The 18988-nt window shown below is 57.8% G+C and carries 20 protein-coding genes; 9 read left to right on the plus strand and 11 right to left on the minus strand.

Annotated features, from left to right (window positions below):
• The first annotated feature begins 10 nt into the window (after positions 1-10).
• Both BM017_RS28190 and BM017_RS29785 read left to right on the plus strand, forming a co-directional pair.
• Positions 11-310: a DUF3144 domain-containing protein gene (locus tag BM017_RS28190; RefSeq protein ID WP_092250686.1), complete on the plus strand. Its 300-nt coding sequence runs from the start codon at positions 11-13 to the stop codon at positions 308-310.
• Positions 311-1628: 1318 nt separating this feature from the next.
• Positions 1629-2636, plus strand: a complete 1008-nt coding sequence (locus tag BM017_RS29785) for a methyl-accepting chemotaxis protein (protein ID WP_371914608.1) — start codon at positions 1629-1631, stop codon at positions 2634-2636.
• A 173-nt stretch (positions 2637-2809) separates the two neighbouring features.
• Here BM017_RS29785 and BM017_RS28200 read toward each other — a convergent pair whose 3' ends face one another.
• The gene (locus tag BM017_RS28200) at positions 2810-3250 is read right to left on the minus strand and encodes a hotdog fold domain-containing protein (protein ID WP_092250692.1); all 441 of its coding nucleotides are present in this window, start codon (positions 3248-3250) and stop codon (positions 2810-2812) included.
• A gap of 134 nt (positions 3251-3384) precedes the next feature.
• On the opposite strand from BM017_RS28200, the gene BM017_RS28205 reads away from it, so the two are divergent.
• Complete coding sequence (locus BM017_RS28205) at positions 3385-4011, plus strand: TetR/AcrR family transcriptional regulator (protein ID WP_092250695.1); 627 nt, start codon at positions 3385-3387, stop codon at positions 4009-4011.
• Here BM017_RS28205 and BM017_RS28210 read toward each other — a convergent pair.
• Positions 3989-4444 carry a VOC family protein gene (locus BM017_RS28210; protein ID WP_092250698.1) on the minus strand — a complete coding sequence of 152 codons (456 nt, stop codon included), beginning with the start codon at positions 4442-4444 and terminating at the stop codon, positions 3989-3991. The genes BM017_RS28205 and BM017_RS28210 overlap by 23 nt on opposite strands.
• A gap of 131 nt (positions 4445-4575) precedes the next feature.
• Here BM017_RS28210 and BM017_RS28215 point away from each other — a divergent pair, with 131 nt between their 5' ends.
• Positions 4576-5202 carry a glutathione S-transferase family protein gene (locus BM017_RS28215; protein WP_092250701.1) on the plus strand — a complete coding sequence of 209 codons (627 nt, stop codon included), beginning with the start codon at positions 4576-4578 and terminating at the stop codon, positions 5200-5202.
• On the opposite strand, the gene BM017_RS28220 is transcribed toward BM017_RS28215, so the two are convergent.
• Entirely contained in the window at positions 5203-5829 is a 627-nt protein-coding gene (locus BM017_RS28220; protein ID WP_092250704.1) for a LysE family translocator, read from the minus strand.
• 126 nt (positions 5830-5955) lie between these two features.
• Between BM017_RS28220 and BM017_RS28225 the strand changes: the two genes are divergently transcribed.
• Entirely contained in the window at positions 5956-6681 is a 726-nt protein-coding gene (locus BM017_RS28225; protein WP_092250707.1) for a BPL-N domain-containing protein, read from the plus strand.
• A gap of 141 nt (positions 6682-6822) precedes the next feature.
• Here the strand turns inward: BM017_RS28225 and BM017_RS28230 are convergent, their stop codons facing one another.
• The 3 genes from BM017_RS28230 to BM017_RS28240 form a co-directional block, all read right to left on the minus strand.
• Positions 6823-8070 carry a hypothetical protein gene (locus BM017_RS28230; protein WP_092250710.1) on the minus strand — a complete coding sequence of 416 codons (1248 nt, stop codon included), beginning with the start codon at positions 8068-8070 and terminating at the stop codon, positions 6823-6825.
• A gap of 69 nt (positions 8071-8139) precedes the next feature.
• Positions 8140-8502 carry a hypothetical protein gene (locus BM017_RS28235; RefSeq protein ID WP_092250713.1) on the minus strand — a complete coding sequence of 121 codons (363 nt, stop codon included), beginning with the start codon at positions 8500-8502 and terminating at the stop codon, positions 8140-8142.
• Between the two features lie 97 nt (positions 8503-8599).
• Positions 8600-9463 (minus strand): LysR family transcriptional regulator, encoded by an 864-nt coding sequence (locus BM017_RS28240; RefSeq protein WP_092250716.1) that lies wholly within the window; start codon positions 9461-9463, stop codon positions 8600-8602.
• 113 nt (positions 9464-9576) lie between these two features.
• On the opposite strand from BM017_RS28240, the gene BM017_RS28245 reads away from it, so the two are divergent.
• Positions 9577-10185: a LysE family translocator gene (locus BM017_RS28245; protein WP_058425632.1), complete on the plus strand. Its 609-nt coding sequence runs from the start codon at positions 9577-9579 to the stop codon at positions 10183-10185.
• 14 nt (positions 10186-10199) lie between these two features.
• Here the strand turns inward: BM017_RS28245 and BM017_RS29215 are convergent, their stop codons facing one another.
• Positions 10200-10736, minus strand: coding sequence for a hypothetical protein (locus BM017_RS29215; protein ID WP_256575696.1), 537 nt, complete (start codon positions 10734-10736; stop codon positions 10200-10202).
• A gap of 249 nt (positions 10737-10985) precedes the next feature.
• Here BM017_RS29215 and BM017_RS28255 point away from each other — a divergent pair, with 249 nt between their 5' ends.
• Positions 10986-11288: a hypothetical protein gene (locus tag BM017_RS28255; RefSeq protein ID WP_092250749.1), complete on the plus strand. Its 303-nt coding sequence runs from the start codon at positions 10986-10988 to the stop codon at positions 11286-11288.
• Here the strand turns inward: BM017_RS28255 and BM017_RS28260 are convergent.
• The 3 genes from BM017_RS28260 to BM017_RS28270 all read right to left on the minus strand — a co-directional run bounded on the left by BM017_RS28260 (position 11273) and on the right by BM017_RS28270 (position 14557).
• Positions 11273-11866: a hypothetical protein gene (locus BM017_RS28260; protein ID WP_092250722.1), complete on the minus strand. Its 594-nt coding sequence runs from the start codon at positions 11864-11866 to the stop codon at positions 11273-11275. The genes BM017_RS28255 and BM017_RS28260 overlap by 16 nt on opposite strands.
• Before the next feature lie 307 nt (positions 11867-12173).
• Positions 12174-12800: a LysE family translocator gene (locus BM017_RS28265; protein ID WP_071492863.1), complete on the minus strand. Its 627-nt coding sequence runs from the start codon at positions 12798-12800 to the stop codon at positions 12174-12176.
• Positions 12801-13183: 383 nt separating this feature from the next.
• Positions 13184-14557: a transposase gene (locus tag BM017_RS28270; protein WP_092250725.1), complete on the minus strand. Its 1374-nt coding sequence runs from the start codon at positions 14555-14557 to the stop codon at positions 13184-13186.
• Between the two features lie 335 nt (positions 14558-14892).
• Between BM017_RS28270 and BM017_RS28280 the strand changes: the two genes are divergently transcribed.
• On the plus strand, positions 14893-16017 hold the full coding sequence (locus tag BM017_RS28280) for a GTP pyrophosphokinase (RefSeq protein ID WP_139216885.1): 1125 nt from the start codon (positions 14893-14895) through the stop codon (positions 16015-16017).
• A gap of 507 nt (positions 16018-16524) precedes the next feature.
• Entirely contained in the window at positions 16525-18066 is a 1542-nt protein-coding gene (locus BM017_RS28285) for an AAA family ATPase (RefSeq protein WP_092250734.1), read from the plus strand.
• Between the two features lie 379 nt (positions 18067-18445).
• On the opposite strand, the gene BM017_RS28295 is transcribed toward BM017_RS28285, so the two are convergent.
• The gene (locus BM017_RS28295) at positions 18446-18676 is read right to left on the minus strand and encodes a DUF6124 family protein (RefSeq protein ID WP_092250740.1); all 231 of its coding nucleotides are present in this window, start codon (positions 18674-18676) and stop codon (positions 18446-18448) included.
• Between the last annotated feature and the right edge of the window lie 312 nt (positions 18677-18988).

Below are 18988 nucleotides of genomic sequence, written 5' to 3' on the forward strand. Positions count from 1 at the left end.
GAAAACCACCATGGCAGACGCCATCGACCCCACCTTCTACGACCGCGCCGACGCGCATATCGAGCTGTCGAACGAGCAGCTCAAGGCCCACGAAAACCTCGGCCAGGTCAGCGCCTCGATGATGTTTGGCACCACGCGTTTCAACGCCTGGGCCAGTGCGCGCAACTTCAAGTCCGGCGCGGAAATGGCCGATGCACGGGAGGCGATGTTGAAGTACTTCTGCGACCAGTACCGGATGATGCTTGAGGATAATCTGGATGATCACATCAATAACTTCAGCCGGTACATGGCCGGACAGACGCAAGGGTAAGCGAGGCTGTCGGCGGGTGAAAATGTAGGAGGGGGCTTGGATTCGTGGCGTGGTTACAAATGTGCGCTCAGTGATGGGTGCTTTTGCCCCATTTCAGGGCGCTTTGCGTGCACCATCAGGTGCCAACCCGTCTGTATCCGGCCTCTCTACCAACGGCCCACATCTTGCTAGTGCCTTCCCAATCAATGACATGGCATTTTGCTGTTAGTCATTTCAAGGCTTCACCCGGCGGTGCACCGCCTGGGTCGTTTTTGGGGAGTGGTCGCACATGCACAGCCTTTTATCACCGGGTATCCGCCTGCTGGGGCGGTTCGGCTTTGCGCGCAAGTTCCAGATTCTATTCTTCCTGTTCATGCTGCCCCTGGCGGGCAGCCTGTGGATGATCGGCTCGGACTATCGCGACAAACTGACCGTGATTTCCAGCGAGCAATCCGGCGTTCGCCAACTGCTGGCCCTGGATGGGCTGGACGGCCAGTTGACGGCGCAGCGCAACCTGGCCGCACGCTGGAAAGCCGCCGATATCCTGCACGCCCCGACCCCGGCGGCGAAGGCGGCGATGGACAAGGTCGATGCGAATTTCCCACTGATCCTGCAGAGCCTGCAAGCCCTGGGGGATTCACTCAAGGCCCGGAATGCCGGCGCCGACGTGCTGGCCCGCTTCGATGCGTTGCAGGCCACGGTCAAGGGCATGGACTCCCAGTCCCTGCGTACCGTGGGCTGGTGGCCGGACGGTTACGACCGTTTCACCTCGGCCCTGACCGCCATGCAAACCCTGCGCGAACAGATCACCCTGGACGCCGGCCTGATTCTCGACCCGTGGCTGGAAACCTACCTGTTGATGCAGATTTCCACTCAGTACACACCGGACCTGATCGAGCGCATCGGGCGCATGGCCAGTGTTGGCCAGTCGTCCATCGCCTCGGGGCAATTCACCTTGCAAAGCCGTTTGCAGATGCGTGACCTGCGCGGCCGTATCGGCGATGCGCGGGACCAATTGGTCAAGGCGGCGGCCTCGCTCAAGGCCAAGCAATATGCCGGCCTGGAACCCTGGACCACCCAGTACGACACCAGCCTGCAACGCCTGGACAACGAACTCAAAGTGCTCGACGACGGCGTGTTCGGCGGCACCATCAAGCTTGACACCGCGGCCTTCGAAACCAGTGTCGACGGCATGCTCGACAGCCTGGGCGCGCTGCGTAACCAGTCCCTCGACTCGCTGGATGCGCGCCTGGGTCACTACCGTGACCGTTCGTTGCAGAAATTTGTCCCCGTCGCGGCCCTATTCAGCCTGCTGGCCCTGGCCGCACTGTACCTGTTCATGTGCCTGCAAGCCTCGATCCGCCGCAGCGCCAGCGGCATCACCACCCTGGCCGAGTCCCTGCGCGACGGCAACCTGTGCGTGGAGGTGGCGGTGGAAGGGCGCGACGAACTCGCGGCCATCAGCACCGCGCTGAACGTGGCGGTGGTGCAACTGCGCACCAGCCTGCTGGGGGTCAATCACGAGACGCAGCAACTCGGCTCGGCGGTGCTCACCCTCAATTCGCAATCGGGCAGCACCCTTACCGAAGTCGAAGACCAGCAACACCAAATCAGCCAGATTGCCGCCGCTGCGACCCAACTGGCCGCCACTTCCCTGGGCGTCGCCAAAAGCTGCGAGCACGCCTCGGGCAGTGCCCAGCAGACCCGGCGTATTGCCGAAGACAGCAGCCGTGACAGCCAGCGCACCACGGCCAGCATCCAGCAACTCAACCAACGCCTGACTGATACCTCCGATGCGCTGGAGCAAGTCAGCCAGCAGGGCCAGCAGATTCAGTCGGTGGTCGACACCATTCGCGGCATCGCCGAACAGACCAACCTGCTGGCCCTCAACGCCGCCATCGAAGCCGCGCGCGCCGGCGAGCAGGGCCGTGGTTTTGCGGTGGTGGCCGATGAAGTGCGCAGTTTGTCGCAGCGCACCCAGGCCTCCACCGCACAGATCGCCGGTACCGTGGACAGCCTGCGCGCCACGGTCAGCCAGGCGGTCACCCTGATGGGCGCCGCGTGTGAACAAGCGCTGGCGGATGCGGAGTCCGTCACCGGGCTGGGCACCCGTCTGGGCGAGATCGCCGGGGCGGTGCAGCAGGTGACCGACACCCTGGCGCAGATCGCCACCGCCGTCGAGGAACAAGCGGCGACGGCGGATGAAGTGAGCGGCAACATCCAGCAAGTGGACCAGGCCGCCGGACGCTTGCTCGACGGTGCGCGGGCAGTGAACCGCGCAGCCGATACCCTGAGCAAAGGCAGCCAGGCACTGAGTGACAACACTGCGCGGTTCCGCCTGGGCTGAGCTGTCTTCCAAACAAACCAGATCCAATGTGGGAGGGGGCTTGCCCCCGATTGCGGTGTACCAGTCAACAGATTCAGCGACTGACACACCGCATTCGGGAGCAAGCCCCCTCCCACATGTTGTCCTGCGCTGTTTTCAGCACCGGGTCAGGTCCTCCTCCTGCGGCCGTGTCCTCAGGCGATCTTCACATTCATGGTGATCTTCGCCGTAAACACCTTCACCCCGCCCTCATCGAAAATATCCACCGGCACGATCTTGTCGCCAGCCGTTGCCCAGTCAATGCCACTGCCATCCGCCACCGCACGGATGTTCGACTTGGCCTTTGCCAGGTACTCCACGGTCATGCCCTTGGGAATCCATTTGGCGCCTTGGGGGATCGACACATCGGTCATCGTGCCACCGGCCAATTCCGCCGCGTTGCACAACGCAATGGCATGCACCGAGGCCAGGTGGTTGGTGATTTCCTTGCGAAACGGCACGTTGACCACCGAGTGGCCTGGGCGCAGTTCGGCGATTTCAGGGTTGATTGTGCTGAAGTAGGGCGCCACCTGGCAGGCCATCTGGCTGAAGGCGGCTGGACCTACGCTGTTGAACATGCTGAGAAACTGACTCATGGGTTTCCTCCTGATAGGGTTACAGAATAATATTCTGTGGCAGAACAATATTCTGTTAATTCTAAAGGTGTCAAGCCATGCCTTCTCTAGCGGCTGCTGTAGCTTTAGACTCCGCACATTTGGCGAGCGACTTCATGCACGCACCTGACCTGATCGAGCGCACCTTCCCGGGCCGGCGCAGCGACCTCAAGCGCAGCATCCTGCGCGAGGCCCTGGCCTGCTTTAACGAAGTGGGTATTGAAGCCACGAACATCGAAACCATCCGCGCGCGGTGCGACACCAGCGTGGGCGCCATCTACCACCATTTCGGCAGCAAGGAAGGCATCGTCGCCGCGCTGTTTTTTGCCGCGCTGGAGGACCAGGCCGCCCTGCGTGAGCACTACCTGACGCACGCGCAAACCGCCCAGGCAGGTGTGCAAGCGTTGGTGTGCAGCTATGTGGAGTGGGTGGACGCGCAACCCGACTGGGCGCGCTTTGTGTTCCAGAGCCGTTTCGCCGTGGCCAACGGCCCGTTCAAGGATGAACTGCTCACCCGCAACAAACAGCGCAATCGGCAGTTGACCGAGTGGATGAGCGAGGAGGGCCGCGCTCAAGCGTTCAGCCACATTCCCGCCGAGCTTTTGCTATCGCTGATCATTGGCGCGGCAGAAAACTACGCCCGGGCGTGGTTGTCCGGGCGGGTCAAGAACAGCCCGAATGCCTATGCGTCGTTGTTGGCCCAGGCGGCGTGGGCGTCGATCAGCCAAACGCCTCCACAATAAACGCCTCGAGTGTCTTCTCTTCCAGGATCTCCATGGAAAAGTTCCCGAAGCGCTTGGGTAGCCAGATAATGCGCCCGCCGGAAGGCGACTGCAGGTTCTCGCGGGCCAGGGGCACGCCGTTTTCATTCTCGGGCTGCACACCGGCGGCGATCAGCTCGTCATAGGCGACCTCGATGTCCGGTGTGGTGTAGCAGTGACGGTAAATCATGCCTTCGCCGTGGGCGTCCAACAGCTCGCGCAGATTCCCGGCAATCGGCTGCACCAGCATGAACCGCTCTTGCCCCATCAGCACCACGGCATAACGCACATGCAAACCGCCGCGTTCCCACACAAAGGTCTTGGAGATGCGTGCCTTGAGGATGTTTGCGTAATAGGCGCAGGCCTCCTCGAGGTTTTCGACCAGTATGTCGACGTGACTGAACTTCAGGTCCATGGCGGAACTCCTGTGGATTCGATCCCCATGGTAACCACGAGTGTTTGTCGCGTTGAAATTTAATTGTCGGCACTCCCGGACGCTGGCGTAGTCTGTTTCCAAGACATCCCTCTCGCCCTGCGGAGCACGCCATGATCATCGTCCATCACCTCAACAACTCACGTTCGCAACGCATCCTGTGGCTGCTCGAAGAACTCGGCCTGCCTTACGAGATCAAGCGCTACCAGCGCGACCCGAAAACCAACCTGGCGCCGCCGGAACTCAAGGCCATCCACCCGCTGGGCAAATCCCCGGTGATCGAAGACGGCGGCCAGGTGCTGATTGAATCCGCCGCGATCATCGACTACTTGATCCGCCATCACGGCCAGGGCCGCCTGCAACCGGACCCAACCAGCGCCGCCTATGACACCTACGTGCAGTGGCTGCACTTCGCCGAAGGCTCGGCTATGTTGCCGCTGATGCTCAACCTCTATGTTGGCCGCCTGGGTGAAGCCGGCGCGCCGTTGCATCCGCGTATCGAATCGGAAGTGGCCAACTATTTGGGTTACCTGAACGACGTGCTGGCCGATAAAGCGTACCTGCTGGGCGACGAGCTGAGCGGTGCGGATATCCAGATGAGCTTTATCGGCGAAATCGCCAAGGCCCAGGGCAAGTTGCAGGCTTACCCGCACCTGGCGGCGTGGGTAGAAAAATTCCAGGCCCGACCTGCCTATCGCAAGGCGGTGGAGCAGGGTGGGGAATATGCGTTTGCTAAGTGACTAACGCTGTTGCAACGCGACCTTCAGCCCCAGCCCCATAAACAGCGTGCCGATGATTTTTCCTTCCCAGCGCCGCAGTTTGGACAGCCCCTTGATGCCTCGGCTCAAGGGGCGGATGGCGAGGGCGAGCAGGCTGGTGTACACCGCGCTGAGCACCGAGAAAATCAAACCCAGCACCGCGAACTGCACCAGCGATGAGCCGGCTTCCGGGTGCACGAATTGCGGCAGGAATGCCAGGAAGAAAATCGCGGTTTTCGGGTTGAGCAACTCGGCACCGACCGCCTGGAAAAACGCCTGGCGCGGCGTGACTGTAGGCAACGTCAGCCCTTTTTGTGTGCCGGTCTTGGCCGTGAACGCACGGATGCCCAGGTAGATCAGGTAAGCCGCGCCGGCCCATTTCACCGCGTTGAACGCGGTGGCCGAGGTCATCAGGATCGCCGATAACCCCAGCGCCGCGCCCAGTGTATGCAGCAGGTCGCCGCACGCCACCCCCAGGCCGGTGGCGACCCCGACCTTGCGGCCGCCCTGCACGGTGCGGGTGATCACCAGCAACACCGACGGGCCGGGGATCAGGAACAGGCCGATCACGACGGCGATATAGGTGATGAGGGCTGCGAGTTCAAACATGATGGGCACTCTCGGAACGGGGCCCGACCGCCAGTTATCCCCAACTGAGCGTTGTTTACAACTGTTAACGGATTCAACGGCGCAATCGCTATAGGCTTTGCGTGGTCCATACAGGAGCCCTCGACCATGAACCTGCGAGCCGCCGTCGCCACGTTGTTTGCCTTTGCCCTTTTGCTGCCGTCACCGGCCGAAGCCTCGGCGCCTATCACCCGTGTCGCCATCTACCGTGGCCCGGCAGGCTGCGATGACTGTTCGGAAAACGTGGCAAAGGCCTTGCAGCGCATCAACCCCAACTACCGTATCGACTTCGTGGGCGCCGACGAGCCCATCGACATCACCCCGCAAACCCTGGCGCGCTACGACCTCTACGTGCAACCCGGCGGCGGCCAGGACATCCCCGGCGCCCTGCGCAGCATCGGCGATGCGCGCAGCGAAGCGATCCGCGATTACGTGGCCAACGGCGGGCGCTACCTGGGCTTGTGCATGGGTGCCTACCTGGCGGATGACAACAACCTCGGCCTGATCCCGGTGGACCTCGACGGCGAGGCCGGCCGCCCCGGCTTCGAAGTGCCCGACAGCGCCGACGCCGCCGTGCAGGTCACTTGGGAGGGCAAGCCTGATCAGGTGTTCTTCCAGGACGGCCCGTACTTCCCCAAGGTCGCGCCCTACACGGCCATCGCCACCTACCGCAACGGCGACATCGCGGCGGCGCGGTATACCTTCGAGAAGGGCGTGGTGATCCTGAGCGGCCCCCATCCCGAAGCCAGTGCGCAGTGGTTCGAGAACGCCGACATCCCGTTGAGCAAAATGCCCCGGGGCGACCTGTTTGGTTCGCTCATACGGCACTTTTAACCGTCTCTCCATTCCTTGTGGTGAGCGGGCTCATTGTGGTGGACAGGCCCGTTCATCACACGTTGAGTACGACTGCGGCTAAAACACAATGGGCGATCAGCCGGCGCGTCGGTGTGTTCTTGCGTGGCGTGGAGCGCCTAATCAGCGCACCACATCCAGCGTCTGGATTTCATTCACATAGTGGGTCTGGCTCGACGTCGACTCCAGCGTCAGGGCCACCCCCAGGTCCTCGATAAATGCGCGCGACGATGTGTAGCCGTCCTGCTCGCACGCCAGCCGGATGGCATCGCCCGTCAACGATGCAAACACCTGGCGCGCCGGGAAGCGCTCGCCGACCTTGCAGGTCAAGGTGGTCTCGGTCGGTTTGTCAGTGGGCTTGACCGGCACATTGGCCATCTTCAGGTGCGCACTCAGGGTCTGGCCCGGTGCCCAACTGGTCGGCAGTTTTACCTCGGCCTCGCGGGTCTGCAGCACCTGGCCTTCGCCTACACCGTTCATTTTCGATTTCAGCTGGATCAGGTCCGCCAACATCAGTCGGTCCACATTGAAGGCGCTGCCGTAGGCCTCATTCTTGACCAGCAAACCGCCCTCGGCCTTGAACCGGATGGTGATCGGCGCGTCCTTGCCCGCGGCATTCCTCGACAGGTAGGTGTAGCTCAACGTCTTGAACCTGGGCTGCAACAACGGCGCATCGAGGCCCTGTAGCACAGTGGGCGGCACCGGCACATCGGCGAGATTGGTGTCGGCCACTGTACGCGGGTAATCGACCGGCGCAATGTCCGGCCGCAGCAGTGCGACCAGGCCCGGAGTCACTCCGCCCTGCACCGAACAGCTCACACGGGAGTGCGTGCCCTCCGGCTCCACGATCAGCACCCGCTCCACATGGCGCAGCCCTGGCGCCTTGCCCGGCATCGGCTTGATCGCCTGCCAGCTGTTGCCCACCTTGAGCTCGCTGCGGGTGTATTGCCCTTCGCCTTTTTGCAGCGCAGCGGGTTGGTCCAGCAGTGCGGCAAAGCGCTGGGCGACCTCATCAATGTTGCCGTCCACCGTGAAACCCCAGAAGTAATACAGGCCCAACGGGCCGAGATCGCTGACCTCATCGTTGTAGGACAGCAACTTCAAACCGGCGATGGCCGGCGCGCTCACCGGCACTGCGGTGGCCTTGGGGTCGGTGCGATCGCGCACCGCGATCCAGCTGAAGTCCTTCTCTTGCTTGAGCGGCGCGTAGGCCTGCCAGGCGTCACGGTGGGTGTTCAGGCTGCTGAAAAAACTCGCGTCGCAGCGGGTGAAGGCCTTGAGGGTGTCGACCAGGGCGGCGTCTTCGGCGTGGGCCATCGAAGGCGACAGCAGGGCAGACGCGAGCAGGGCAGCGGAAAGCGGCAACTTCATGGGGCGGGATTTCCTTTTCAGCGGGCGGAGAGCAGGGCGAGGCATTATCCAGCAGTTGGGCGCCAGGCTCTAGTTGGCTGAGCGGGTCAGGCGCAAACGCCAATTGCCGCCGTGCTGGGTTTGGCAGGCTTCTTCGGAGTCAAGTTGAACGCAGCGCGGCAACGGCACGGGTGGGATGTCGGCGTCGTGCAGGGCCGCGGCTGTGAGTTCGCGGATGCGTGCGTCCAACCCGGTCGCCACCGCGTTGTCTTTATTGGCGCGGGTGTCGAAGACCCAGGTGATGCGCAGGCTTTGAGGGAAGTCGGCGTAGTTGACCGTGTGGGTCAGCCATTCAAACCCCGGGATTTCAGCCTTCGCCGTTTCGCAGGCGTCAGTCAGTGCAGCGACCAGTTGGCGTTCGATACCAACGGTTTCACGTTTGGACAGGGCCATTTATAGCTCCGAATGCAGATCAATTGTAGGAGCTGTCGAGCTTCAGCGAGGCTGCTATGGGATCACCTCGGTGTCCAGATAGCGCGACGCGCCAGGGCTACGCCTGAGCTCTAAGCGCACTGATGATAAACCCATGCAGGCTGCTGACCGCCTCGGACCCGCGCGAAGCCCGGCTACGTAGAATCGACACCTCCATCGGTTCGATAGCGCCCAGGCCGTGTTCGCTGCTCAAGACCTGCAACGATGGATTCACGGTGCACTGAGTAATCGCCGCTATCGCCAGCCCCCCTTCCACGGCGGCGAGCTGGCCGGCCAGGCTGGAGCTGTTGTACACCACCTTGAACTGGCGGCCCTGTTGCGCCAGTGAATTCACCGCATACCGGCGCGCCAGGCTTTCGCTTTCGTAGACGGCGATAGGCACCGGGTCGCGGCGCCACAGCTCGAATTGCGCGGAGCCGACCCACACCATCGGCTCCTTGAACAGAAACGTCCCTGTGTGCGGCGAGTCCCTGGACACCAGCGCAAGATCAAGGTCGCCGCTGCGCAAACGCGGGATCAGGGCGGTCGACTGTTCACAGGTCAGCTCGATGTCGACCCCCGCATAACGCGGCGCAAAACGTTTGAGCAGCGGCGTGAGGTACTTGGCTGCGTAATCCTCGGCCACCCCCAGGCGGATGCGCCCGGTCAACGCCTCGCCGTGAAACGCTGCCTGGGTCTCGGCGTGCAGGGCGAGCATGCGACGGGCATAGCCCAGCAGTGTCTGGCCGTCATCGGTCAGTTGCAGGTGTCGCGGGCCACGGTTGAGCAAGGGCCGGCCCAGGGCAGCCTCGAGTTTTTTCATCTGCATGCTGACGGCGGACTGCGAGCGGTTCACCTCATGGGCCGCTCCCGACAGCGAACCGGCATCCACCACGGCAACGAAGCACTTGAGCCAATCGATCTGCAAATCGCTGGAAGACATGGTGGTTACCTTTATTCGTTAATCGAATGGCTGCGACGTGAATTATGCGCTTTTCACGGTCATTGTTCATTTGCAAGATAGCGGAAAGAACCTACCCCCTTGCGGAACTGCTCATGCCCTTCGAGACTTGGTTGCTCTACCTGATCACCTGCTGCGGGATATCCGTGGTGCCAGGGCCGAATGCGCTGCTGGCGCTGACCCATGGCGCGCTGCACGGCAGTCGCAGGACCCTGTTCACCATCAGCGGCGGCGTGCTCGGCTTTGCCTTGGTGCTTGCGCTGTGCGCGCTGGGCCTGGGCGCACTGATCCAGGCCTCGGCCAGCGCGTTCACGGCTTTGAAGATTGCCGGCGGGCTCTACCTGATCTGGCTGGGCTACGGACTGTGGCGCGCCGCCCCCGTCAGCCTGGAAACGCCGGCTACCGCCAGCCTGCGTCGCTGGTCGCTGTTCCGCCAAGGGTTGGTCTCGGCCCTCTCAAACCCCAAGGCGCTGCTGCTGTTCACCGCGTTTATCCCACCCTTCCTCGACCCCCACAGAAACATCATCACGCAGACCGCCATCATCGCGCTGACCTACGCCGTGGTGGAGTTTGTGGTCGAATACCTGGTGGCCAGCGCCGCGCACCGGGTGCGGCCATGGTTGGCGCGCACCGGGCGGCGGTTCAATAAAGTCTGTGGTGGGTTCTTCGTGTTGTTCGGGGTGGCGTTGCCGTTGCACAGCTGAGGGCAAGACGTGACTCAGAAGTTATCGCCCCAGTTGCACAACTTGCTCTCACCCAACGGCACCCGAGTGCCCTCAGTCTTGCCGACCAACATGCGCTTGAGCGTCACCCCGCACTTATAGCGCCCCGCTGCATCCAGCTCATAGTCCATCCCCGCCTCGGGCACGAAAGTGAACATGTTGTAGCAGCGATTGCCGATGTAATGAAACGCGATGGGCTGCCCGGCCGGCACCCGCAGTTCACTCATCACCGTGGCCTCCGAAGACCGCTCCACGTGCGCCATGCCCAGGCTTTCGCCGTTGCGGTCTGCGTAGCCCTCTCGGTTGGCCACCATCACCCCCGCGCCGGGCAGGCGGAAGTTGATGCAGTTGGAATTGGGCACGGCGCGCACCATGCCATCGCTCATCACACGCAGGCGCACGGTTTCAGCGCTGGTGGGCGTGGCGTAGGGCGTTGAGAACGAGCGCACATCGGTCAATGCGCCGCAGCCGGTGAGGGCGGCGACGAGGGTGAGGCAGATGAGCGGTTTGAGCGGGCGCGGGGAGGTGAGCATGGTGTCGATTCCATTCGTAAGGGGGTCGATAAGCGTGCCTGAGTGAGTGGCGCAAAAGGCGCCAGTGTAAACGTGATAAACCAAATCCGTCGCCTTAATCCCCCGTGTGTAATCGTGGGGTGGTCCGAAGGCTCCTGCGCACTTATTCTCTTGCCTGCGCAAAGCGTCTACTGCCTTACCCCACGGCGCGGGTTATGGGCATGGCGCTATTTCAGTGGGGATTGAATTGCAAACGTGAGGGCACCGAGGGTGAATAAAGCGCAATTGACCGCGCAGGGCGAAAGGGCTTCACACGGGCTGTTTGCGTGGAGCCAATTTGTCGCGCACACCGAATGCCTATGGCAGGACACCACGCTGGTAACCGACGCTGCCGCCTGGCAGCGCCAATGGTTCGAGCTGGAAATTATCAATGGCCTGGCATTGGCCGAGTGGGAAGAGCAGGGCAGGCCGGAGGATTTCTCAGCCCGCTGGCGCGAGGGCTATCAGCAGGAAGCCTTTGGATTGGTGAATGAGTTGCTGGCGTTGGTCGCTGATCCCTACATCCCCGGATAGAGACCGGGAGGCGGCTGGTAATCCGGGTCCTCGAAGCGACTGTTGTTGTAGTGGGTTTTGGCGGTGGGGCCGACAGGCGAGTAAGTCACCTGAGTATTAGGCGTGAGATGCCATCCCGCCCCCGCTTTATCGCGCTCGATCAGCGAGGGCCTGGCCGTGCAGGTGCCGCTGGAGCCCGACGTCAGGCTGAACTGATAGTAACGCCCAGCCTGCGGCGTGAACTGCACCGTGACAAAACAGGATTGAGTGCGCGGCCCCTCCCAGAACAGCCCCACATGGGTTTCGATGCCGGGCCGCACGCGGGTTTCATAGTAGTCGGAGGTCAAATGCTGTCCGGCTTTGGGCATGCCCTGATCCTGCGTATGGATGAAGGGCAGCGGCCCGCTGCGGATGACACCGCCCGAGCGCACACCGTTTTCGTATTGGTAGATATCGGCGTGCTGCGTGAAATTGACGATGCGTACCCAGGCGGGGTTCGGCTCGTTGTCGGGGGCGGTGAAGTAATGGGTCTGTGGGAAAAACTGGCAGCCGGCAAATAGTGGCAGGGTCAACAGGCAGAGCGTGGGGCGAATCGACATGGCGCGAGTCCTTTGCAGCGTTGTGCTACAGACCGCAAGAAAACAGGTGCATTCCGTAGCCGACGCAAAGTGGGTCAGATCGCGGTTGTACCGGCGATCTCAATTTCAGCAACAACAAGTCCCACAGCAAGCGGGTTGGTAAGGGGGAATAGGGGGCGGCACACCATTATAGATAACGTGGGCTGACCCCAATTTCCCGTTTTCGCGTGGGAATCCACGAAGGAAAAGATGAGGCTTTGGCCTTCGACGCTAGCATCATGTTTGTTGCGTTGAAGTTGGCCGGGGCTGGCCGGCCATGAGCTTCTTTTTACTTTTGACTCAGCGCTGCGATCGACAGCCCCGAGGCCACGAACGTGAAGCCCGCGCCCAGGTTAAGCCCGTTGACCACCTTCGGCTTGCGCTGTAACCACGCCGAAAGACCTGTCGCAAAAATTCCCATGAGGGCAAAGCCAAGGGCGGTCAATCCCGCGAACCAGGCGCCATATACCAGCATTTGCACCGTGACCGAGCCCAGCTTGGGGTTGACGAACTGGGGAATGAAAGCGAGCACAAAGAGGCCTGGCTTTGGGTTCAGGGCCGCCGACAGAAAACCAGTTAGGAAGATATTTCTCAGGGGCTGGCGTGCCGTTGGCTGGAAGTTGATCAGGTTGCGCGAACGCAAGACTTTGATGCCCAGCCACAGCAGATAGCTGGCCCCGATCACCTTGACGATCCAGAAGGCCAGCACCGAGGTCTGCATCAGGAGGGTTAATCCCAGGGAAGCGGTTGCTACGTGAAACAGGATGCCGGTGCCCGACGCCACGCCTGAAATGGCCGCCGCCAATCTGCCCTGGCTGAGTCCCCTGGCGATTGCCAGCAGGTTATCCGGCCCAGGGGAAAGCACCAGTAACAGACAGGCGGCGGTATAGGTCAGCCAAATATCCAATGGGAACACAATTATTCTCCTTTTGTGTTTGGGCGCCCCCCAGACGCTTTCGGGATGAGCGCCATGCGGCGTGACGAGAGGATAGCAGGCTCATAAACCCAGCACGCCCAGAACGGCCGCTTTCACCACGGCTGCGGTTTTATTGGGAGTGCCCCGGCTTGGCGGTAGTATTTTCACGAAATAGGGGGCGAAACTGGCCGATTGCTGCCTCTTGCGAAGGGCCGGTATCGGCCGATTCTGTTGAAAAAGTCGGATTTGCAGATCGGCTGAACTCACGCACGATCTCCACCGGAGAACCTACTCACCACATCGAGTGGTTTTCTGGCCCTTTGTTGAGCTTTGCAGCTCGGTTATTGGGTTGGTTTGAGGGTTTTTGCTTTGTGCAGACGCACCTATCCCGTAACCGGTGGCCCTTGAGAGGTAAATTTGGCCAGACGTCGCAGGTTCTGCACCGCGGCCGCCAGCGTGAACTCATCGGTCGCGCCACTCATGCCACGTAGTCGCAAGCGATCCAGTTTCAGGATGCGCTTGAGGTGGGCAAACAACATTTCGACCTTCTTGCGTTCGTGGCGAGAGCGAATGTACGCAGGTGTCGCTGCGATTCGCCGAGCCACATCACGAGCGGCTTCATGGACGCTGCAGACGATCTTGCGAATCGAAGTGTTCGGGCAGCACTTGGCTTTCAGCGGACAGGCTACGCAGTCGGTCTGCCGGGATCGGAAGATGATGGTGTTGGCTTTGGTGACGTGCGAACGCTCGTTTTTGAAGGCTCGCCATTCGCTACGTAATGCATTGCCGGCCGGACAGCGGTATTCCTCAGCCTCTTCATTCCAGTGGAAATCGTTGCTCGAAAAACTGTCGTTCTTGCGCTCGGTCTTGTCCCACACCGGCACATGCGGCTCGATGTCCTTTTCCTCTACCATCCAGGCCAGCATCGACGCGGTACCGTAAGCGGTGTCGCCAATGAGGCGTTCCGGCTTGATGTCGAACTGCGCTTCGACCCGGTCGATCATGATCTTGGTGCTTTCGACTTCGGCCGTGCGATGAGCGGGTGTGGGTTCCACATCCATGATGACACCGTGCTCGGTATCGATCAGATAATTCGTGGAGTAAGCGTAGAACGCTGGGCCACCTGGAGCTGCGGTCCAGCGGGCTTGAGGATCAGTCAGCGATAGGCGCTTCGGTAGCGTTTCGGCCAGAGCCTCTTCATCGAGTGCCTCAAGATACTCACGCACGGCGCGGGTGCTCAGGGCCGGATCGCTCCAGTTGACCTGTTCATCACCCGGTACACCGCGCTGCCGGCTGGTATCCGCTTTGATGATGCTGGCGTCCACGGCAAAGCCTTCACCTTTGACCAAGCTTGCGTCCATGCAACGACGCAGCACTTCATTGAACAGCCAGCGAAAGAGCTCGCTGTCCCGAAAACGGCCGTGTCTATTTTTGGAAAAGGTCGAGTGATTGGGGACTTCATCTTCAAGGCTTAACCGGCAGAACCAGCGATACGCCAGGTTCAAATGGGTCTCTTCGCACAGCCGCCGCTCGGAGCGAATACCGTAGCAATAGCCCACGATCAGCATGCGGATCATCAACTCTGGGTCAATCGAAGGACGCCCAATTGGGCTGTAAAAATCGGCGAGGTGATGGCGCAGGTCGCTCAGATCGAGACACTGATCAATGCTGCGCAGAAGGTGATTGGAGGGGATGTGATCTTCAAGGTTGAACGAGTAAAACAGTCGCTCCTGCCCACTCGATAACTGTCCCATCATGCTGCGTGCTTCCCTGCTGGCCGATGCGGAGATTTTGCCGCAGGCCAGACAGGGGAGCTACTTTTTCAACAGAATCGGCCAATATCTGCCGTTCATGGGGGCCAGCAATCGGCCAAAAGCTGATGCCCTAATCAAGGTCGCGTTTGGCTCAAGATTTAGTCCACTATCGAAAAAATGGAGCAATTCATTCATCAGTCCGCTGATATTCAGAGAGTCTGGGCGTTGCGTGCTGAGATGGCTATACGCTAGCATTTCACCCTCCAGACTTGAGTGCAAACGTCTTGTCCAACGTTTTCATTTACATCAAACCAGCCGGTGACAGCCTAGCCAAGAGCATGGAAAACTGGAACGATTCATCTAATGGGATAAGCATGGAAGAAAAAACGTTCGACTTCGATAAGCATAAAGAAACTGCAATGTCACTGTACCGGGAGGTGAGAGGTCTTTACGAAGATCTCGCCGAAACTATTACACGAATTCTCAAGGATACCCTGAGCACTGCTGGAATTCCCATTCATTCCATTGAAGCGAGGGCTAAAACAATTGAAAGCTTCGGTAATAAAGCTGCCAAACCATCTCCAATCAATCCACAAGAACCGAAATACTCCACCCCATTAAAGCAAATTACTGATCTGTCGGCTGTTCGTATAATTACTTTCCTTCCTGGAGTGGTCGCTAAAGTTTGCGAATGTATTGAGTCAGAGTTTTTTGTGATTGAAAAGTCTGACAAGGCTGAAGAGCTCATCGATGAAGGGAGGTTTGGATATCAAAGTGTACATTTCTTAGTGAGACTCCCACTAAGTAGGATTGGCTTGCCTGAATACAAACGCTTTTCAGATTTGACGTTTGAAATTCAAATTAGAACAATTCTTCAGCATGCTTGGGCAGAGATGGAACATGATATTCAATATAAAAGTGCTTCTGTTATTCCTGTCGCTATCCGAAGAAGATTTATAGCACTTGCTGGAATGCTTGAAATTGCTGATCGGGAGTTTCAAGCTTTACAGGAGGAAGATCAAACTCTTCGGGTAGAAGCGAGAACTTCTGTAGAGGCTGGGCAGCTTGACGGCATTGAGATTACACCCGACGCACTAAAAGCATATCTACATAAAAAACTTGGCGGCGACGCCAGACAAAATAAGACGAGTTACGAATTAAGTGCAGAATACTTAAAGCGCTTGGGTTTTACGACCATTAAGCAGCTAGATGACTGTCTTAAGGGTTATGACGATGACGCCACTTGCCGGGTTATCTGGGGGAACCGCCAAGGTCAAATAACGCGATTTGATACCGTTCTACTCGCTTCGATGGGCGAGGTATATATTAAAAGACACCCTTGGAGTGCAATTGATTTTTGGGCTAAAAAATTCCCAGAATGGCTGGATAAGTTGAGAGATGCAGGCATAACCATAGGCACATATGATCCGTTGTCGAGTGCAGATAATGATGTCCGCTCATAAATGTTGAATAGAAAATATTAATCAAGGCTATCGAAAACCCCGGGCATATTAAATAATTCCTTTAAGTCGGCTCTTCTTCCTTAGATGCTTTCGAAGGACCGCATCTGGCCGGTCTCTGCCTGCTACTACGGCGGGAATCGGCAATAGTGTACAGTTAAGGGACGACTCGACTAAATCCGAACCTCAATTTTTTTGCAAAGAGCTGTGAGTGGCCTATTGCGGAAGATAGACCCTAGTTCTTGTCGTTTTCATAGGAAAATTTTAGGTGTGCCTAGCATGAAATTGACTCAGCGCTCGGGCTCCGTTCGTCTATTAGTTCAAGCAGTTGGTGATAGGGGGTGGCTTGTGCCGCCCATCTGTTGCATTGGGCAGGGGAGTTACATCTGCCACCCCATATATATCATAGAAAATTTTCGTCGCTGGCTCGATAGTCTCAAAAAATTGTGATAGGAATGGCAAATGGCCACGCAGCACTTAGCCGGTGTGAATTAATTATGAGGAAAACTAATGAAATACAGGGAAAGTAACTTAGATAAGAAATTACGAAATTGGTTCTGCAAGGATAACACAAAAGCCTTACTTCGGAGTATTCAGATCTCAACCGGCGGCATTCGCGGGCTAACTTCATTCAAGGTGAATCTCAATTATCCGATAACTGCGTTTGCTGGAGTTAATGGGTCCGGGAAGTCAACTATGCTGGCGCTAGCTGCTTGTGCCTATCATAACAAGGTGGATGGGTTTAAACTTCCAAAGCGCACTCGGAGTTATTACACTTTTTCTGATTTTTTTGTGCAGCACTCGGAAGAAATTGCTCCTCCTGGGGTAGAGATTTGGTATAGTTTTGCTCACAATAATTGGAAAAGCGTACCTGAAGGAATCGCGTCGCAAGTAAGGAAAAAAAAGGCAGGGGGGAAGTGGAATGACTATGACACCAGAGTAAAGCGGACGGTAGTTTTTTTGGGGATTGAGCGTATTGTCCCTCACGCTGAACGCAGTCAATCAAGATCTTATTCACGATCCTTCAAAGATCTGAGAGTTCACGGCTGGGAGCAGAAGGTTAAAGACGCTGTAGGTTATGTCCTTGGTAAACGTTACGATGATTATCGTCAGCTGGAGTACAGGAAGTACGGTCTTCCGATTGTTAAGGTTGGTGATGTAATTTACTCCGGTTTCAATATGGGGGCAGGTGAAAATGCGCTATTTGACATTTTCTCTACCATATATGCTTCTGGCGAGGGAGCATTGTTAGTTCTCGATGAAATTGAGCTTGGTCTGCATGCAAGAGCTCAAAGGTTATTTATGGAGCGCCTTAAAGAAGTATGTATGAGTACGGGGACTCAGGTTGTATGTACGACACATTCGAAACAGATATTTCAATGTTTGCCTGACGACGCAAGGTTTTTTATTGAGAGAACTGGATTTAAAACAAAAATAACCCCAGGTGTATCAGCAGAGTTTGCGTTCTCAAAAATGGGAGCTATTGGCGAGAAGGAGCTTGAGCTGTTCGTTGAGGATCCAGTCGCAAAAGTTATCATTGAAACAGTTTTAGATGGGAATGTGCGCAGTCGGATAAATATCACTCGAATCGGCTCCGCCGCTGCAGTAGCTCGCCAGTTAGCAGCAAATTTTTTGAGGGATGAGCATGCGAATATATTGGCTGTATACGATGCTGATCAGAGGAAGTTGCAGGCGAAGAATATAGAACATGCCAAAAATATGGCAGAGAGGAAAGATGTTGAAATTAATAATTGGTTACTTGCACGTTCAAGTTATCTTCCAGGCGACACATGGCCAGAAGCCTGGCTTTTGCAAAAGTGCAGCGAAATTCCGTACGAACTAGGGGTTGAACTGGGCGTTGAGCCTCAGCGCGCTACCGAAATCGTTGAATACGCATTGCAAGCAGGCAAGCATGAAGAATTTGTCGAAGTGGGGGAGCAAGTAAATTTGGATCCTGAACGGTGTTTAATACTTGTATGTGGCATCGTTTATAAAAACTTTCCTGAAGAATTCGACGAATTAAAAAATACGATATCACGCATGTTGCCTTGACTTCGCGAAGCTCGAAAAAGTCGATTGGCAATACGTCCGCTTTTGGCCGATTCTGTTGAAAAAGTCGGCCATGGTTTCCACGGTAGAAAAGTACGCGTTTGAGATTGAAATCTTTACATTGAGCAGTGGGTTCTGGGTTCAGATTTCGCGTAGCAGCGCGCAAAAAAGGTGTTTTCAGCGGTCAGTATCCGGGCCGTCTGGAACAACCGACTTTTTCAACAGAATCGGCCGAAAGCAGGCCTTGGACACCATAGGTAAATCCGACGGTTTAGCCCTGCTCCGAAGTCCACTGATTTCATGGGAAGTAAAGTCGCCGAATCGAAACTGCCGCATACGACAATTCGGCGAGCAGTCCGCTAGTGACTGGGATTTCTCTTGTTCAACGAGGGCAGGGCACTTTGTGGTCGAGGAGCCTTGCCGTCAGGAGCACGCCCAGTTCGCTCAGTTGGTGAATCGCTAGCGCAATGTCACGATGCTTACCGCTGAGGTCTTCTGATAGGTCGAGCAGCAGAGTGCTAACTGAGCTAAAGGTCTCGTAGCTATTGATAATGAGAGCTTCGTTGCTGACGTCGGGAGCGACGGTGAAGAGGGTAGTCGAATCATTAACCATCGTTAAGTTCCTTACCTTGATGCCACCACCCCATCGCTACTAAACGAAAAGGCGGCAGCTGTACGCAGGTTAGTAGACCGGTGGAACCTAACGAAACCGGCGCGCCCGAGGGCGCCCTGCGCACAGCCACCATCAAGCACAGACGGAGGCCGTCTGACGGATGATGCTCATGCACTTGTTAGGTTAAATCGTGGGCTACTGTAAGCGATCCATAAACCCCACCTATCCCAAGGTGAGTCAACGGTTTACCGTGGCATCTCCGGTGAGCAGTTCCACGGCAGCAAGGCTTCGTAGTCTTCGACCGTCGAGGCA

Origin of the sequence: Pseudomonas sp. NFPP04, assembly GCF_900113815.1 — a bacterium.
Lineage (GTDB): Bacteria > Pseudomonadota > Gammaproteobacteria > Pseudomonadales > Pseudomonadaceae > Aquipseudomonas > Aquipseudomonas extremorientalis.

Excerpts from the sequence above, each read along its gene's own strand:
- BM017_RS28190 (WP_092250686.1), top strand. The coding sequence starts at position 11 with ATGGCAGACGCCATCGACCCCACCTTCTACGACCGCGCCGACGCGCAT.
- BM017_RS29785 (WP_371914608.1), top strand. The coding sequence starts at position 1,629 with ATGTGCCTGCAAGCCTCGATCCGCCGCAGCGCCAGCGGCATCACCACC.
- BM017_RS28200 (WP_092250692.1), bottom strand. The coding sequence starts at position 3,250 with ATGAGTCAGTTTCTCAGCATGTTCAACAGCGTAGGTCCAGCCGCCTTC.
- BM017_RS28205 (WP_092250695.1), top strand. The coding sequence starts at position 3,385 with ATGCACGCACCTGACCTGATCGAGCGCACCTTCCCGGGCCGGCGCAGC.
- BM017_RS28210 (WP_092250698.1), bottom strand. The coding sequence starts at position 4,444 with ATGGACCTGAAGTTCAGTCACGTCGACATACTGGTCGAAAACCTCGAG.
- BM017_RS28215 (WP_092250701.1), top strand. The coding sequence starts at position 4,576 with ATGATCATCGTCCATCACCTCAACAACTCACGTTCGCAACGCATCCTG.
- BM017_RS28220 (WP_092250704.1), bottom strand. The coding sequence starts at position 5,829 with ATGTTTGAACTCGCAGCCCTCATCACCTATATCGCCGTCGTGATCGGC.
- BM017_RS28225 (WP_092250707.1), top strand. The coding sequence starts at position 5,956 with ATGAACCTGCGAGCCGCCGTCGCCACGTTGTTTGCCTTTGCCCTTTTG.
- BM017_RS28230 (WP_092250710.1), bottom strand. The coding sequence starts at position 8,070 with ATGAAGTTGCCGCTTTCCGCTGCCCTGCTCGCGTCTGCCCTGCTGTCG.
- BM017_RS28235 (WP_092250713.1), bottom strand. The coding sequence starts at position 8,502 with ATGGCCCTGTCCAAACGTGAAACCGTTGGTATCGAACGCCAACTGGTC.
- BM017_RS28240 (WP_092250716.1), bottom strand. The coding sequence starts at position 9,463 with ATGTCTTCCAGCGATTTGCAGATCGATTGGCTCAAGTGCTTCGTTGCC.
- BM017_RS28245 (WP_058425632.1), top strand. The coding sequence starts at position 9,577 with ATGCCCTTCGAGACTTGGTTGCTCTACCTGATCACCTGCTGCGGGATA.
- BM017_RS29215 (WP_256575696.1), bottom strand. The coding sequence starts at position 10,736 with ATGCTCACCTCCCCGCGCCCGCTCAAACCGCTCATCTGCCTCACCCTC.
- BM017_RS28260 (WP_092250722.1), bottom strand. The coding sequence starts at position 11,866 with ATGTCGATTCGCCCCACGCTCTGCCTGTTGACCCTGCCACTATTTGCC.
- BM017_RS28270 (WP_092250725.1), bottom strand. The coding sequence starts at position 14,557 with ATGATGGGACAGTTATCGAGTGGGCAGGAGCGACTGTTTTACTCGTTC.
- BM017_RS28280 (WP_139216885.1), top strand. The coding sequence starts at position 14,893 with ATGGAAAACTGGAACGATTCATCTAATGGGATAAGCATGGAAGAAAAA.
- BM017_RS28285 (WP_092250734.1), top strand. The coding sequence starts at position 16,525 with ATGAAATACAGGGAAAGTAACTTAGATAAGAAATTACGAAATTGGTTC.
- BM017_RS28295 (WP_092250740.1), bottom strand. The coding sequence starts at position 18,676 with ATGGTTAATGATTCGACTACCCTCTTCACCGTCGCTCCCGACGTCAGC.